The organism is Anabaena sp. UHCC 0204 (assembly GCF_009711975.1).
GTDB lineage: Bacteria > Cyanobacteriota > Cyanobacteriia > Cyanobacteriales > Nostocaceae > Dolichospermum.
Map to the genome: position 1 here is coordinate 1 of NZ_VIKW01000045.1, position 16,742 is coordinate 16,742.

Annotated in this window: 6 protein-coding genes; 3 read left to right on the plus strand and 3 right to left on the minus strand. The window is 37.9% G+C overall.

Annotation, left to right across the window (positions count from 1 at the left end; translation table 11 throughout):
• Together FJR04_RS22565 and FJR04_RS22570 are read left to right on the plus strand one after the other, a co-directional pair.
• Positions 1-1,154, plus strand: a 1,154-nt coding sequence (locus FJR04_RS22565) for a DEAD/DEAH box helicase (RefSeq protein WP_168499025.1), incomplete at its 5' end; no start/stop codon positions are given.
• Between the two features lie 593 nt (positions 1,155-1,747).
• Positions 1,748-6,358, plus strand: a complete 4,611-nt coding sequence (locus FJR04_RS22570; RefSeq protein ID WP_168499027.1) for a DUF2225 domain-containing protein — start codon at positions 1,748-1,750, stop codon at positions 6,356-6,358.
• A gap of 74 nt (positions 6,359-6,432) precedes the next feature.
• Here the strand turns inward: FJR04_RS22570 and FJR04_RS22575 are convergent, their stop codons facing one another.
• A complete protein-coding gene (locus FJR04_RS22575) occupies positions 6,433-8,733 on the minus strand; it encodes a caspase family protein (protein ID WP_168499029.1) in 2,301 nt (766 codons plus the stop codon).
• Positions 8,734-9,005: 272 nt separating this feature from the next.
• On the opposite strand from FJR04_RS22575, the gene FJR04_RS22580 reads away from it, so the two are divergent.
• Positions 9,006-11,756: a cold shock domain-containing protein gene (locus FJR04_RS22580; RefSeq protein ID WP_168499036.1), complete on the plus strand. Its 2,751-nt coding sequence runs from the start codon at positions 9,006-9,008 to the stop codon at positions 11,754-11,756.
• A 545-nt stretch (positions 11,757-12,301) separates the two neighbouring features.
• Here the strand turns inward: FJR04_RS22580 and FJR04_RS22585 are convergent.
• Both FJR04_RS22585 and FJR04_RS22590 read right to left on the minus strand, forming a co-directional pair.
• A complete protein-coding gene (locus tag FJR04_RS22585; protein ID WP_168499038.1) occupies positions 12,302-14,437 on the minus strand; it encodes a S8 family serine peptidase in 2,136 nt (711 codons plus the stop codon).
• 231 nt (positions 14,438-14,668) lie between these two features.
• The coding region (locus tag FJR04_RS22590; protein WP_168499040.1) for a CHAT domain-containing protein at positions 14,669-16,742 on the minus strand (2,074 nt) is incomplete at its 5' end.

The following is a 16,742-nucleotide window of genomic DNA, read 5'->3' on the forward strand; positions in this document are numbered from 1 at the left end:
TTCAATTTTCATCTGCTAACCGTCAAAAATTATTAGATGGTTTACAACCATTGGATATGTTGATATGTAGTTATGGTTTATTACAGCAAGAGGAAGTAGCTCAAATGCTCTCTCAAGTGCAGTGGCAAACGATTGTATTGGATGAAGCCCAATCAATTAAAAATATGGCCACTAAACGTTCTCAAGCAGCCATGAACTTGAAAGCTAATTTTAAACTGTTGACAACTGGAACTCCCATTGAAAATCATTTGGGTGAGTTGTGGAATTTATTCCGGTTTATTAATCCTGGTTTATTGGGTTCTTTTGAAAGCTTTAATCAACGCTTTGCAAATCCCATTGAGAGATATCAAGATAAACAAGCACGTAATAAACTGAAAAAACTGATTCAACCATTTCTATTAAGACGTACAAAAAATCAAGTGTTGGAAGAATTGCCTTCTCGCACGGAAATTCTGCTTCATGTGGAGTTGAGTAAAGAGGAAAAAGCATTTTATGAAGCGTTGCGTCGTCAAGCTATATCTAAATTAACTGAAAGTAATGCAGATGCAGGACAGAAACATTTGCAAGTGTTAGCAGAGATTATGAAACTACGTCGCGCTTGCTGTAATCCTAGTTTGGTGATGCCTGATACTGAGTTATCTAGTTCTAAGTTGCAACTTTTTGGTGAGGTGTTGGGTGAACTGTTGGAAAATCGCCATAAGGCTTTGGTGTTTAGTCAGTTTGTAGACCATTTGCATATTATCCGCGATTATCTGGAAAAGCAAAGTATTAAATATCAATATTTAGATGGCAGTACCCCAATGGCAGAACGGAAAAGAAGCGTGGATGCCTTTCAAGCTGGGGATGGGGATGTTTTTCTCATTAGTCTCAAAGCAGGGGGTACAGGACTCAATCTGACTGCCGCTGATTACGTTATCCATACAGACCCTTGGTGGAATCCAGCGGTGGAAGATCAAGCTTCTGACCGCGCCCACCGGATTGGGCAACAACGTCCGGTAACAATTTATCGCTTGGTAGCAAAGGATACTATTGAGGATAAGATTGTGGAGTTACATCACCATAAGCGAGATTTGGCGGATAGTCTATTGGAAGGTACTGATATGAGTGGCAAGATATCAACGGAAGCTTTACTGCAATTGATTCATGAGGGTTAGAATAGATATCTAGTTAACAATGATTTGATATTCTCCATTTAATCTTTGAGCAGCAATCTGCTTGCAAAAGCGATTACGCTATCATTTCTGCTAAACATTGCGCCTAATCTGCTTCAAAGTTGTCTGGCTTGGCTTATACTCAGATAAAGTGTAGTTAATCACAAATAATCAAATTTTTCTGGCTGGGATTTTTCAAAAATATTAATAATCTGAGTCACCTCTGCGGAATGTGGGCTACTTGCTTTTTGAGGCGTTGCTGATTAACGGTATGAATTTTAGTCTCACGCAAAGGCGCAAAGACGCAAAGGTAAGAGTTTTAAAGGTTCAATTTAGGAATTTCATACCTCAATTCAGCAACGCCCTTTTTGATTGGGTATTTTCGCCAAAAGTGGATGCTCCCCTTGTAGTTTTGGAGTTGTCGCCCCCTCAAGACAATGATTCCACTACGGAGCGCCCTATTTTTTATTATCTTTTTTTGACTAAGGTATTGTAAAAAAACTGTGATTATTTTTGTGTTTTTGCATAACCTGCATAGCTACCAGAAATATATAAAGATTGAATAGGCTGTTTACCATACATGAGAGGAATTATCAATGTCCAATAAACTGAAATATCTCGCCTTTGTCACCCTAGCATTGACTCTGAGTTCTTCGATAGGGTTAGCCGCAGGTAGTTTAGCAAACAAGCAAATATTGACAGAAGTGACTACTTCACCACACTTGCTGACACAAAATTTGCAGACGGAGGCAGATAATCTGTTTGAAGAAGCGAGAGAACTAGATAATCAAGGGTATTTATCAGCCGCGCTGGAAAAATATCAGCAAGTGTTAGAAATGCGGCGACAATTACAAGATAAATCAGGAGAAGCTGCAACTCTCAATTATATAGGTAATATTTATAATTCTTCAGATAAAACCGCCCAAGGACTGGAAGTTTTGCAACAAGCTTTATCTCTGTATCAGCAACTGGGAGAAAAAGCCGGAATTGGCGAAACTTTAGATAATATTGGCACAAGTTACAGGTGGCAAGAAGATAATACTCAGGCATTGTCATATTACCAACAAGCCTTAAAAATTCGTCGAGAAGTCAAAGATAGGGAAGGTGAAGCTAAGACTCTGAGTAATATCGGTTTGACTTACATTTGGCTGAATGAATATCCCAAGGCTTTAGAAAAGTTACAGCAGGCTTTAGCAGTTAATCGGGAAATTAAAAATAGAAGAGGTGAAGGCAACACCTTGGGCAGAATCGGAACATTTTATTCAAAGTCAGATAATTTAGAACAGGCAGCAGAATTTTATCAGCAAGCATTAGTATTACATAGAGAAGTAGGCAATCAATATGGGGAATCAAGAACTTTATTCTTGTTAGGAAATATTTATGAGAAACAAAAAGATGATAGCAGTGCTGTGGAATTGTATCAACAAGCATTAGTTATTGCACAAAAAATTAAAGATCAAGAATATACAGCTACTCTTCTCGTTTCTATAGGAATTAATTATTATCGAAACCAGAAATATAAGCAGGCGATTGAAGTTTATACACAAGCACTGCCCATTGCCCAAGCAATTCCTGACAACAAATCACAAGAGTCTGAGATTCTTTTCTTCATGGCTGGTAACTATTTCATGCTAGAAAAATATGAGCAGGCGATTAAAATTTATAAGCAAGCACTGCCCATTGCCCAAGCAATTCCTGATAATAAATCACAAGAATCTCAAATTCTTTTCTTAATGGCAATTAACTATTCTCGTCTAAAAAAATATGAGCAGGCAATTAAGTTGCACCAACAAGCATTAGCTATTCGCCGAGAACTTCAAGATGAACCAGCGCAACTAGAAGATTTAATACTAATTAGTGGAATATACTCCTTAAAAATATCGAATGCTATAACTCAGGGTTTGCATTCTCAAGCTACAGCAGAAGCTAGGAAGCTGATAGAGGTAGCACAGGAAATAGTAACTCTATCCATAAAACTGGAAGAACCACAATCACAGGCTACTGCTTTAATTCGTTTGGGAGGAGCTTATAATGTGTTGAATGAAAATCAAAAAACAATTGAATTATTAACACAAGCAGTGAGCATTGCACGAGCCAATACAGACTTAGAAACAGAATCTTTTGCGCTGGGTTACTTTCATAGTGTTTACAACAAAACAGGGGATTATCCCCAAAAAATAGAAATCAGGTTGCGACAATTAGAAATCGCACGATTGCAAAATGATAAATATGAAGAAGCAGCAATGTTAGGTAGTTTAGGTATGGACTATGCAGTAACGGGAGAGCATGAAAAAGCTATTGACAAATTACAGCAAGCTTTAGTTATATTACAGTCAATTAAAACTGAACCTAGAGTTTTACAAAGAAAGATTAGTGTCTTAAATTCATTAGCTTTAAATTATAGAACTGTTGGGGAATATACCAAAGCAATGGATATTGCTCAACAGGCGTTTAAGTTAGCACAAAGTTTAGAAGAACCTGAATTAGTAGCAAAATCACTATTGGATTTAGCTGGCTTTTATGATAGTATAAACAATGATTTACCAAAAGTTATTGAAATCAGTCAGCAAGCTTTAAGCATTGCCCAAAAAATCCAATCACCCAAATTGGAAGCAGAAGCTTTACTGAGGTTAAGCGAAGCTGAAACCAAACAAGGAAATCATGGTCAAGCTTTACAATTAGCGGAAAAATCATTAACTATTGCTAGACAATTAGAAAATCCTTACTTAGAACAAAGTGCGTTGTCTACGCTAGTAGATATCTATAGCAATCAAGGAAACTATACTAAAGCATTAGAATTTGCCCAAGAAAGGCTCAAAGTTGTTCGACAAGTCAACTTGTTAACTTATGAAGTATCTGCTTTAAACAGTTTGTCTCTAACCTACCTTAATTTAGGTAACTCTCAAAAAGCTTTAGAAACTGCTAATCAATCCTTAACTTTAGCACGAAAGCAAAAGAATCCTTCATTGGAATCGTTAGCATTAAAAAAACTCAGCATTACATATCACGTTCAGGGAGAATGGGAAAAATCAACTGAAGCTGCACAAGCTATGTCAGATATTGCCCAGCAGTCAAACTATTTATTAGCTAAATCAATAGCTGCATCTTTATTAAGCGAAAACTATAATGCACTAGGGCAAACAAATAAGGTAATTGAAGTAGCTGAACCAGCTTTAATATATGCTAAAAAAAGGAATAATCGCCCATTAGAAGCGGATTTATTAATTAATTTAGGTAGTGCTTACGATACGATTGGCAATTATCAAAAAGCTCTGGAATTAGTAGAACAAGGTTTGCTGATTGCCCAAGAACTAAAAAATCCGGCTTTGGAATCAAAAGCTTTACATACATTAGGAGGCATTTATAATTCGCAAAAGGATTATCAGAAAGCTTTGGAGTTGACGCAAAAAAGTTTGGCTATCGCTCAAGAACTAAAAAGTCCACCTCTGCAAATACTTCCTTTATTCACTCTTGGGACTATTTACAGTGACCTGGGGGATTACAAGAAAAACATTGAGTTATATCAGCAAGTTGTGCAAATTACACGTCAACTTGATAATCGTTTTGGTGAGAGTGCAGCTTTATTTGCTATGGGAATTGCTTACTTTTACCAAGGTAATACCCAAAAAACAATTGAAAATGGTGAGAGAGTGATAACTATCGCCCAGGAAATAAATCGAGCAGATTTTACAGCATCAGCACAGATATTATTAAGTATAGGTTATGGAGAATTGGGTAATGACCAAAAAGCCATAGATAATGCCCAAAGCTTTTTAAAATATGCTCGCCAGGTAGAAAATCCAGTATCTGAAAAGGCTATACTCGCGGTTTTAGGAAGTTTACATCGCAAGTTTGGCAGAACCCAAGAAGCAATAAATCACTATCAACAAGCTTTGGCAATGACAATAGAGGGTCAAGTTAGTGATGCTGATGTTGCTGGTATTTATGGTGGTTTAGCTCGTGTATATCGGGATTTGAATCAGCCTGTTACTGCTATTGGTTACTATAAACAATCTATCAATACAATAGAAAAAATTAGAACCAATATTGAAGGACTATCTCCCCAGTTACAAAAATCATTTATCAATGCTATCTACGACTTTGATAAATTCACTATTGCTGATATTTATCGGGAATTGGCCGCTTTATTACTATCTCAGGGACGTAATATAGAAGCGCAGCAAGTTTTAGAACTATTGAAGGTACAAGAAATTAGTGAATTCACTAGAGGTGAAGAGAAAAAAACACAAGTAATATTAACACCTGGGGAAATAGAAATTCAAAAAAAGGAGGGGACTTTAATTGCTTTTGGTCAGCGTGTGAATGAGTGCGAACGTCAACAATGTACCGAACTCAAAGAACTGCGAAATCAACGAGATGATTTAAATCGAGAATTTGCTCAAAAGATTCGAGAAATTGAAAAATATCACGATAATAAAGACCCAAATCTCATTTATCCCGGTAATTTTCTGGATGCTGCTCAAAAGATTGTCAAACAACCAAGCACTATCTTAATTTATCCCTTGGTATTAGAAGATAAAATCTGGATTCTTTGGGCATCTCAAGGGGTAATTATTAAAACGGTGGAAGTAAAAAATGTTGATAAAAGTCAGCTAGATGCAACTGTAGCCAAATTTAGAGATTTATTAGAAAACCCAGGTTCTGATATTGCGGAAATTAAAACCACTGGAAAACAACTGTATGATTGGTTAATTAAACCCATAGAATCAGAAATTAAAGCCAATAAGATTGAAAACTTAGTCTTCTCTCTGGACCGTTCCACTCGCTACATCCCCATGAATGCCTTGTTTGATGGACAGCAGTATCTCGTAGAGAATTATAACGTCTCGACAGTCATTTCTGCGGGGTTAACAAATATGAGCGATCGCCTACCCCCAAATATAGATAAGACACAAATTTTAGCTCTGGGTTTATCTGATGCTAAATCTGGTTTTAATGCCTTACCAAATGTACTCAAAGAAGTAAATGCAATTGTCAGAACCAACTCAAAAGAGTCTCAAGGTATTTATCCCGGCTTAAAGTTCCTCAACCAAGAATTTACCTGGGAATCATTGCGAGATAATCTCCAAGGTAAGAAAATTCTACATATAGCCACACATGGAGAATTTGTTCCTAAAGATCCACAAGCTTCTTACCTATTATTAGGTAATGGGAAAAAGTTACCCATTTATTTTGATTGGGAATAGTTTGTAAGATGCGATAAATCTAAAAAAGACGCGATTCGTCACGTCTTTACAAAAAGGTACTGAAAATAACTGTGTCAATTGACTACTTCAAATGCGATCGCCATTGCTGCTAATCTTTCAGTATCAATACCACTAACATTGTCTGGTAATGGTAGGATACTTTGCCCATTATTGCTGCTGCGAGTAGTTGCATCCAAGTCGTTGAGCAAATCATTAGTTAAACCCAAAATTTCATCAGTCACAGGTACAGGACTACGTTTGTTTCTCAAACCTCTGGTTTCGGCGATTTTCTCTAATGCTTGCAAAGAAGTTCGTAGAGGGGCTGTACTCGCGATAATCAGTGCCTCTGAGATGCCTAAAGTTCCGCCAATGGTAAGTTTAAATCCATCCTGGGCTTGAGGAATTATCCGTTTTTGCGAAGGCTGTATCAATGTTGCACCTTCTACAGCCGACCAATCAAAGGGAAAAATCACGCTCATATCGCCGGCTGCATTAATTACCAAAATCGTCACGTAAAGTGGACGAGATTCCTGATTTTCCACCTGAAAAGTAATCTCAGTTCCCACTGATAATTTTGGTATACCAGAATCTGCTGAATTCACAAGGGAAACTGCTACTGGTTGATTTGTCTCTCCTGTAACTTGTTTTACAGCCCCACGAGTTGTAAAAGTTTCACTAATTAGTTTTTGATTATTAGCCAAATTCATAGAAGCAGTAATATTGATTCTGGAAGAATTGGTATTACCTAGCATTTGCTTGACGATTCTGGTGGCTAGTAAGGAGCGTAATTTTGGTTGTAAACGTTCCACAGCTTGAATTACAGTTTCCTGGACGTCACCAAAAGAGTTAGGAATAATTTGGTCTAGACTGGGTAAAAATAACCCAAAACTACCCACTTTTGGGAGATTAGTTCGTCTATTTTTCTGTACTTCTTGATACTTGCTCTTAGTCATCTGACCAAAGATATATTGCAGTTCATCTCGTCCCACAGATTTGGGTTCAATCCGCTGTATCCTTTGCAGTGCTTGTTTTGCTTGTTGTGCAGTGTTCTGATCTAAAGAGTTATCAATACCAATTTTTAAAGTTAAATCACTAGGGATACTACGGATACGCTCTTGTAATATTGTTCCCGGTTCTAGAATTCCTCGTGATCCTGTAGTCCTTTGCAAAGTGCCTTTTCCGACTAATCCTTGTCGAGAATCTAACTTGACTAATCCTCTTTGACCACCGTTAGAATCTAAAGCGATAAAATAGGGATTATTTGTAAAGGCTGCTAACTTAGCAGCATCTAGACCTCCCAGCCATAATTCTACTTCATTACCTTTAACTTTAGTAATTACAGCCTCCGCCGAGAGAGATTGCTTAGGCGTAAAATAGATAGGTGCTTTGGCATTTTCTGGACTCAGATTTGATTCAAATTCTGGGCTTTGGATAATCCCTTTTTCCCACGCTAAACTGTTTGTACTTTGACGAATACTCAACATTGCTCTACTGACAGGTTCATTCCCTGCACGTTGCCAAAGATACTGAGTAAACAAGTAACTAAACGCACCTGCACTAAAATCACCAAAGGGAAAATCAACAGCAAATTGTTCTCTTCTGGCGCTGGCGATCGCCACACCTTTAGCAATATTTTCCTGACGTTTTTTGATAAAATCTTGGGGAGACATCCCCAGTTTTCCTAACCACTGACGCTGATAATCAAGTTCCCCTTTATTAGCTTGGAGAAGGTTTCCACCATCAATAGACCGCACCCGGAAAATTCCCCTTGTACCACCACCAGAATGACAACTATCTAAAACAACAGTGACATTTTCCGTTTGCAACGCAGACACAAGTAAAAATAGCGTATGTCCCATAATGTGCTGCACAGTACCACCAATTTCAGGATATCCCAGTGGTAAATCACCATCAATAGGGACTAGTGTACTATTCAGTCCATCTGGAGAGTCGCCGTCAGGGTCTTGGACTCGTGAACCGTGTCCAGAGAAGTGAAACACCACCACATCCCCCGGTTTAGCTTGCTTAATCAGATGTTCTTCAAAAGCCGTGAGGATACTTTGACGAGTAGCCTGTTGATCAGTCAAAGTCAGGATATCTTGGGGATTAAAACCAAAACGGTAAGTTAATAACTCCTTCTGCATCAACACATCATTGACACAGCCATATAAAGGTGAAATATTACCAGAATACTCATTGATACCCACCAGTAGAGCCAATTTACGGGGTGTGTTTTGAGCGAGAACTTGACCCATGCGATTCCTACGGAGCGCTTCGCTATCGCCTTGCTGCATAATATCCCATTGGCTGATACCTAGAGTTGCCAATGCAGAACCAGAAAATTGCAGAAATTGACGACGTTTAATGTGAGCCATAGTAACTTTTAATTGAGGATTTGCTATCTATCTATATTTCTGGGAGATTTCAGAGTATGCAACTTTTACTCTTTCTCTCCGCCTCTGCGCCTCTGCGTGAGACTGAGTACGTCGAGAATGATTTTCTGGTTTATTATCTTGGTTGATGACCAATTATAGATTTTATAAGGCTTTGAGTGAGAATTTTGACGAAAAATACGAGTACAGACTGTATAAAAGTCGTGCATCTGTGGCAATAATAGTTATGTAGACTATATAAACACAGGTGAACCATGAGGGAAATTGGTTTTGTCAAGTGGTTTGGTGGGTATGACTCCACAAGAGGAAGAGAAAATAATTTTGGGTATATTCAATGTGAAGATGGATCACAAATAAAAGTCTATAGAGAGCAACTTCGTTGTGAAGAAACTTGTTTAAGCGAGGGAATATTAGTTACATTTAATGTAAAAATAAATCCGCAAACTAATAAAGCAATAGCTAAAAACTTAAATTTATTTAAGGAAGTTGGCAAACTTAAAAATTTTTGTAACTCTACTCATCCCAATAATTATTGGTTTATAGATTCTGATTATCAAGATAATATATTAGTACATAAAAAAGAAATTAATTGTTCCGAATTAGATTTACAATCTGGAAAACTTGTGAAATTTGAATTGCAACGAGATGGCAATGAATGTAAAGCAATAAATGTACACTTACTTAATAAAGAAGAAACAGATTCAGATATTATTGAACGTTGTCTGAGCCACAAAGATCCTAGATTTTGTGCTTTTGGACTTTGGGGTTATCTCAATAATCATTCTCTAGATGAAGCTGTATCTTTAGCATCTCAAAAATTAAACAGATACGCATTATGGGAAAAACGACGTTTTTTACGTGATCTACCAGAACCTATATCGCTTTACTTTGAAGTTGAAAGTCTTACACCAGTATTACCTGATAAAGATCAACGTCAATTATTCTTACAAATTTTAACGGATGATTTCACTAAAGAAATAGATGATAGTTTACGAGACGACATATTTAATATAATAAACAAGTCTCAAAATCTTAATTCAAATTTATGCAATAAGGTTATAAATAAGTTGTATGAATTATATTTAGATGCTCCAGAACATCGTAAAAAACTGAATCAAGAACTACAGATCAAATGCTTAATTGAACTTATAAGTCATGTGCAAAATGATTCTCATATTAAAGAAACACTATTAAATGATTTACAAGATATTTTAGAAGTTTCAACATCAATTTCTCTGTGGGGCTTAATACCTAATTATATTATTCTAGAAAAACAGATTTGGACTATAGCACCGCGAGATAGACGTATTGGAATACTTGTTAGTCAAATTAGTAATCCAAAAGATTTAAGTCATCAAGATAAATTTTTAGAAATTGCTAAAATACTTGAAGAATCTGCACTAGAAGAAATTCCTTCACTAATTTCCATATTTCAAGATAAATATTGGATTAAAAGTCACGATGCTATTTTAAGATTTTTACCACATATTGAACAAATTACTATCCTTGTAGACAAATTTAAGAATAATGTTAATGATCATGAATTTATCATAGCTAGAATTTCACAATTACTAACTGAAAATTTAAACAATAACCTTCCGAAACTGTTGTCTTTACTACCAGAGAGTGTAAAAAAATACGATGAAATATTAGAGTTTTTGCCAGCACAGGAGAAAGTTAATATACTTTTATCCAAACTCAAAAAAGAAGATGCAGTAGAAAATAAAGATATTATCGTAAAAATAGCAAATATTCTCAAAACTTTTTCTATTAAAGAACAGATTGAATTAATAGAAAGACTACCAAAATGGTTAAAATATCAAGAACCCATACTTCAATGTTTTTCTTTCTTACCTCCAGATGAGCAAGTTAATTTAATATGGTCATTAATAGAATCTGATGACTTATCCTTTTGGCATTATTTATCGAGAAAAGCAAAAATAATGTGTGTTTATCGGTTGCAGAAAGAAAGTAAAAATACATCTAACTTTCTAAAGGCATTGGATAAAATCATAGAAAATTATCCAGAAAATGACTCTTTGGTTAGATGCGTACTCAACATTATATGGGTGAAAGAAAATCAAAATAGTGCTAATCAAGTTTTTCAAAAAGTACATGACCTGTTAACAGATTATGTAATACAACAAGCAAAGACTTCTTCTGAAGCTATAGATATAGACCCATTACTTCCCTTATGTAAACCTAAAAAAGTTAAATATTGTGTCGCAAAACCTTGGGCAACAGATGAAGATAAGCAGTTAAAAACTAACCGAGTCTCTCGTGCTTACTGCCCACGACTAAGAACAGATTGTGATTTATTCGACTCTAAGAAAACCGATACTTCCAGTTATGGATCATCTTATGGTGCGCGTCTTTATGCTGATTGTTCACAAGATTGGAGAGATTGGTCTTTACTAGAACTTTTTGAAATAGCAGACATCGTACCAAAAATTAAGGAAATGGAAAAACCTGAAGATTATGTTCCAAAGTTATCAGGTTGGGTTAATCGCATTAATGAAATTCGGTTAAGATTAAAATGTTCCATGTGTGAAGATACGATGCCACATCATCCCTTCTATGCTACGTTTCAGGCTAAATTCAGGGTAACAGTTTTCTCTTGTAAACATGGAATTGGTCATGACCGTAATATTTACTTAAATGACTGCTGGGGATGTGAGGCAATAATTGATAGTCGAGAAAGTAAATATAAATCACCAGAAAAAAGATATTATATTTGTATTCACTGTGGAAGTGGAGCGCAATACAGTAATATTTATACTCAAGGAGATATTTGCCCAAAATGTGGCACACCAGGAATGACAGTGAGCAAAGGAAATTATCGCTACCGTCAATGTCGTTCCTGTAATCACCAAATCAAGCTACCTAAAGATAAGAAGATAACTGGACCCCAATGCCCTCAATGTGGAACAAGAGGAATGATGCTGACAGTTAACGAAAAAAATCAGCAAGTTCGTGTTTGTCGCTCATGTGGATATACAAATTAAAAATGTAAAATTTTGAACTCGATTTAAAAAATTTACGGGAGTTACGTAAATCTGGTTATTTGCAGGATTTATGCAGTCTGACTCACCCTACAACAGATTTTTGGTGTGACACTTGCGTAAGTCCTATATAAGTTGGTTTGGATGAATAAGAATAAGTAAGTAGGACTTACGCATTGACAGGAAGGAACAAATAGGGGGTATGGGTTTCAGGGATTTAAACCTGGTTTTTTGACAATTTTTTAGCGATCGCTATTGATCTGAATTTCATCCTCTAAAACCTGAAACAACCTAATTTCGTTCATACACATGACGGTTAATTTGTACAGTGCGTAAGTCCTAGTAAGGAAGTCTCTGCTGTTTTCATTCTACAAGTTACAGCGATTTTCAGGTAAATGAACCACAGTTTAAAATCTCACGCAAAGGCGAGGCAGCGCGGTCTTGGGGGTTTCCCCCATGAGCGACTGCCGTAGCAAAGGCGCAAAGTAAGAAAGAAATACAGATATCAGCTTGTGGTCTAAATACATGAAAACTGCTGTAATTACGAATTAATCATCATGTTTTTTCACAGCCTGGACTGCTGCATCAGCATTCACCAATCCTTGACCAAAGAGGTGTTGTTGAACTTGTTTTGATGGTGAACCGTAGGATTTGATATCTTCATCGGAGATACTCAGCCCTTGATAACTGGCTGTAGATTTGAGGATATCAGTTAAGCGATCGCGGTTCAATCTTCTTTGACGATCTTCTCCTTTCATTAAAGCCACAACCCCAGAAACGGCTGGCGCAGAGAAAGATGTACCTTGTACCCACCAATATTTACCTCTAGAATCAACCTCAGCAGACCAACGGGAGGTGGGATTTGGTATTCCTTGCCAAAAAGCATTTAGCCAAGTTCCTCCTGTGGTGGGGATTCCACCCAACAATCCTGGTGTATCTAAATCACCGCCTGGTGCAACTACATCTAATCCCACTCCGTAATTACTATAAGACGCACGATGACCCCTAAAATTAGTTGCTCCCACAGCCAAAACTCCTGGATAAGCCGCAGGGTAAGCTGCTCGGTCACTGTTAGAATTACCACTAGAGGCGACAATTACCAAGTTAGGATAGGCTTTGAGAATATCAGCGATCGCTTGTTCTTCTTCTTCACTAGGCAACATTGCACCCAAGCTGAGATTAATGATATCAGCACCGCGATCGGCCGCATAGCCCAAGGCTTCAATATAAGTTACAGGATTAAAACTACCATTTAGCCCAAATACCCGCACTGGTAAAATTTGAGCGTTGGGTGCTACACCGACTAATCCTTGACCATTTTTCGGTTTTGCGGCGATCGTACCACTGACTTGAGTACCATGAAATTCGCCTCCGACTCGGCTAGTGCGGATTGTGTAACGTAAACCATTGGCGATTTCTTCTAGTGACGCATTTGGATATCGTCGTCTCAAATTCACGAACTCTCGCGGATATTGCTGGACTAATTTGGCATCGGATAATTTAAAAGTATCTTGAAATTGTGACCTTAAAATTGCCAGTTCTATGGGACTGATGCGAGTATCAGCATCACCAATTTTACAGGGGTCGGCGTTATTCCCACCACTAGAAAAATCCCAGCCGTGAACTTCTCCCGGACATTTATCAGCCGCTTGCACTTTATACAAACTATCTGCCAAATCAGGGTGATTCCACTGAATTAAACTATCTAAAACTGCCACAACTACACCCTGTCCGCCGTTGCTATTTTTCCAGGCTTCTTTGACACGGATATCTGTGCGGGGAATAGCAGATTTAGCTGTAGTCTGGGGTTTTTCTAAACAGCTTTGTAATGCTCCCCAATTAGGTATATCCTGCTGTAGACATTGTTGCATGGGTGTGCTGTCTAAATGCCAAGCTAAACCTAATAAGTTGCTTTGGGGTGAAGTCTCTCTATTCACTTGGGCAACCGTCTTGGGTATACTCTTATTCAGTTGCCATTGTTCCATGCTCTGGACTTGTTTAACAGTCGTTTCCAAGTTTCTATTGCTGACAGACTGCACGAAGTTAGGTGAAACAGAATTTATACCTTTAACCGTAGTGAGTTGGTTAGCAACACCGAGAACTTCTGCACCTGATGCAACTGTAGATTTAACAAGATAGCGATCGCGATGAAACCGTAATTTCCGCACAATTTCTAAATTATTTTGTTGTAAAATTTCCGTTCTTTGGCTTGCTGATAATTTAGGGTCAAAGCTGAGGATAATCTCATTAGGTAAAACAATCACATCTTGCTCGTTGCTGCGACTCAGTACAGGTAAGGTAGTTTGGACATAGGGTTGCTGCTGAATACTTTGCTGTATAACATTTCCCGATTCTCTCGGCACAGTTACCACAGCATAGTTTTCACCCAAGGGATTAACTATGACTGGTGTAGTTAGTCGTGCATTGCGCTGGATATCTTGTTGGAGTTGCAGATATAGAGGTTTGGCCGCCCCTAAACTGCGAGTTGGAGGTAAATCTTTAAAAGATACTGCGATCGCATCTTGTCGTTGATTTAGGGGTATACGTTCCCCTTTATACAGATAAAATAAATCACTGTTTTCTTGAGTTTGAGCGATCGCAGATATCCGCTTTGGCATTGAGAATACACCCAAGCCAGACCAAATAAAACCAGTGAGGACGATGCAAGTTGTGATGCGTTTCATAAAGTTGTTTCCTTGTTTTTTTAGATGAATATTTGAAGTAAATAGATCACATGGTAGGGGCGCAAGGCCTTGCGCCCTTACGACTTCTTTTATTGGTGTTGCTGATTAAGAGTATGATTTTGTTTCACGCAGAGGCGCTCCAGTCACAGAGAGTAAGAGTTTGAAATCATTGATTTTTAAATTTCATACCCTAATATGGCTATCGCCACGCAGGCTATCAGCAACGCCCTTTTATTCCGATTCCCCAATTAAAGTAAAAGCAGCCCAATATTTAGGTTCAGGATGTGTTTTCATGGTGTTAAGCATGGCATTTCTTAAGGCGGTAGCTTTGTCAACATTTTGTTGTAGATTTTGATAAAATTCAGTCATCAACACAGAAGTAGAATTATCATCCACAGCCCATAAAGAGACAATTACACTGGGGACACCTGCGCTAATTAAAGAGCGAGATAAGCCAATGACACCATCACCAGTCACCCGTCCGCGTCCGGTATCGCAAGCACTGAGAACAACTAAATCTGCATTTAGCTTCATGTTAAAAATGTCTTCAGCCGTGAGTAACCCGTCATCTTGACCAGAGGGTGCTAAAGCGATCGCACTTCCCAAACCCCGAAGATCATCAAACAATCCATGTGTGGCTAAATGAATAATTCTGGCTTGGGTCATTTGCTGGACAGTCGCAGCTTTAGTGGCTTGATTACCTGTTATAGCTTGAGTTTTAAACAGTGCAGCAATATCTTTGGCTTCCTTTTCTGCCCATTTCAAGTTAGATAATTGTTGAGCCGGTTTTCCTGGTTCTAAGACCACTTTTGGCATAGTTGGATTACCAGCCACCAACACTTCCCCTTTCCCAACTCCCGATTTCCCATTCCCTAATCTTTGCTGACGAGTTAAATCTAAAACTTGAATAGATGGTGCAGTGAGAATAGTATGTTTTTCAATTAAGTATTTGCCTTTGTCATCTTGTAGTGCAGGGAAGGGTACGAGGAATAATTCACCTTGAGGAACGAAAATCACCCGTTCATTTTCATTGCTGGGGAGAAGGTCGGCTATGGGTTCAATTAGTAGTTCATGGAGTCGGCGGAATTTTTGTTTTACTTTGGCTGCATCAGGAATTTGACTGAGAATAATACCACGACCTCTAACACCAATGGATTGACGGCTTGTAGTAATTAGTTCTCCCAAAGTCGTATTTTCTTTTTCCCAGAGGGATTTGAGATCAGCTTTGCGGAAAGTAACTTCACCTGTGGGTTTAATTACCCAAATATACAATTCTGATTCTTTATTTTGTAATTTACCCTGAATCTTGAAATCATCAGAAATAATTGAATATTGGATCAAAGTAGCTTTTTTCACTTTAGCAATTTGTTTAATCTCTGCGATTGTTGGGGAGGTAGGTAATTGTGCTTTGCTGTCAGGAGATAACCGGGAAGTCAGTAATTCCACAAAAGCACGTCCTCGTCCGCGTTCGGCTATTTCTAAAGCTGTATCAGTTTTATTTTGGGCAATCAGGACTTTTTGTAAAATTGCATAGGTGTTACGTTGCGTTTCAAAAATTGAAACTTTTTCACTATCTTTTAATTCTCGACCTCGTAGAGATTCATAAACTTTTATTCCTTCCAGTAGGGTACTCTCTGCTAAAGAAAGATTTCCTAGTTTATATAAAGAAACTCCTAAATTATCCAGTGACTGTCCCTCACCCAGACGGTCTTTGATTGACCGCGCAATCGCTAAACTTTGTTGAAGGTACTTAATAGCTTTAGGGTAGTCTCCCAAATTATGGTAAGTAACACCGAGACTTCCCAGTGCGCCACCCTCACCAAAACGGTCGTTGATTTCCCTAGTGATTGCCAAAAATTGTTGCTGGTAGTCAATAGCAGTGGAGTATTCTCCCAAACTATTGTAGGCAATACCGAGATTTCCCAGTGCGCCACCCTCAGTACGAGGGTGTTTGATTGACCTCGCGATCACCAAACTTTTTTGATAGTAGTCAATAGCTATAGAATAGTCTTCCAAACTGTTGTATGTAATACCGAGATTTCCTAGTGTATGACCCTCACCACTAATATCTTTGATTTCCCTATCGATCACTAAACTTTGTTGATGATAGTCAATAGCTGTAGAATAGTCTCCCAAAGCAAGGTAGGCAACACCAAGATTTCCCAGGGCATTACCCTCACTACGAGGATGTTTGATCTCTCTAGCGATCGCTAAACTTTGTTGATGATAGTTAATAGCTGTAGGATAGTCTCCCAAACGATGGTAGGCAATACCGAGATTTCCCAGTGATTGACTCTCACCAAGG

Coding starts and splice junctions, on each gene's coding strand:
- FJR04_RS22585 (WP_168499038.1), bottom strand. CDS start 14,437: ATGAAACGCATCACAACTTGCATCGTCCTCACTGGTTTTATTTGGTCT.
- FJR04_RS22580 (WP_168499036.1), top strand. CDS start 9,006: ATGAGGGAAATTGGTTTTGTCAAGTGGTTTGGTGGGTATGACTCCACA.
- FJR04_RS22575 (WP_168499029.1), bottom strand. CDS start 8,733: ATGGCTCACATTAAACGTCGTCAATTTCTGCAATTTTCTGGTTCTGCA.
- FJR04_RS22570 (WP_168499027.1), top strand. CDS start 1,748: ATGTCCAATAAACTGAAATATCTCGCCTTTGTCACCCTAGCATTGACT.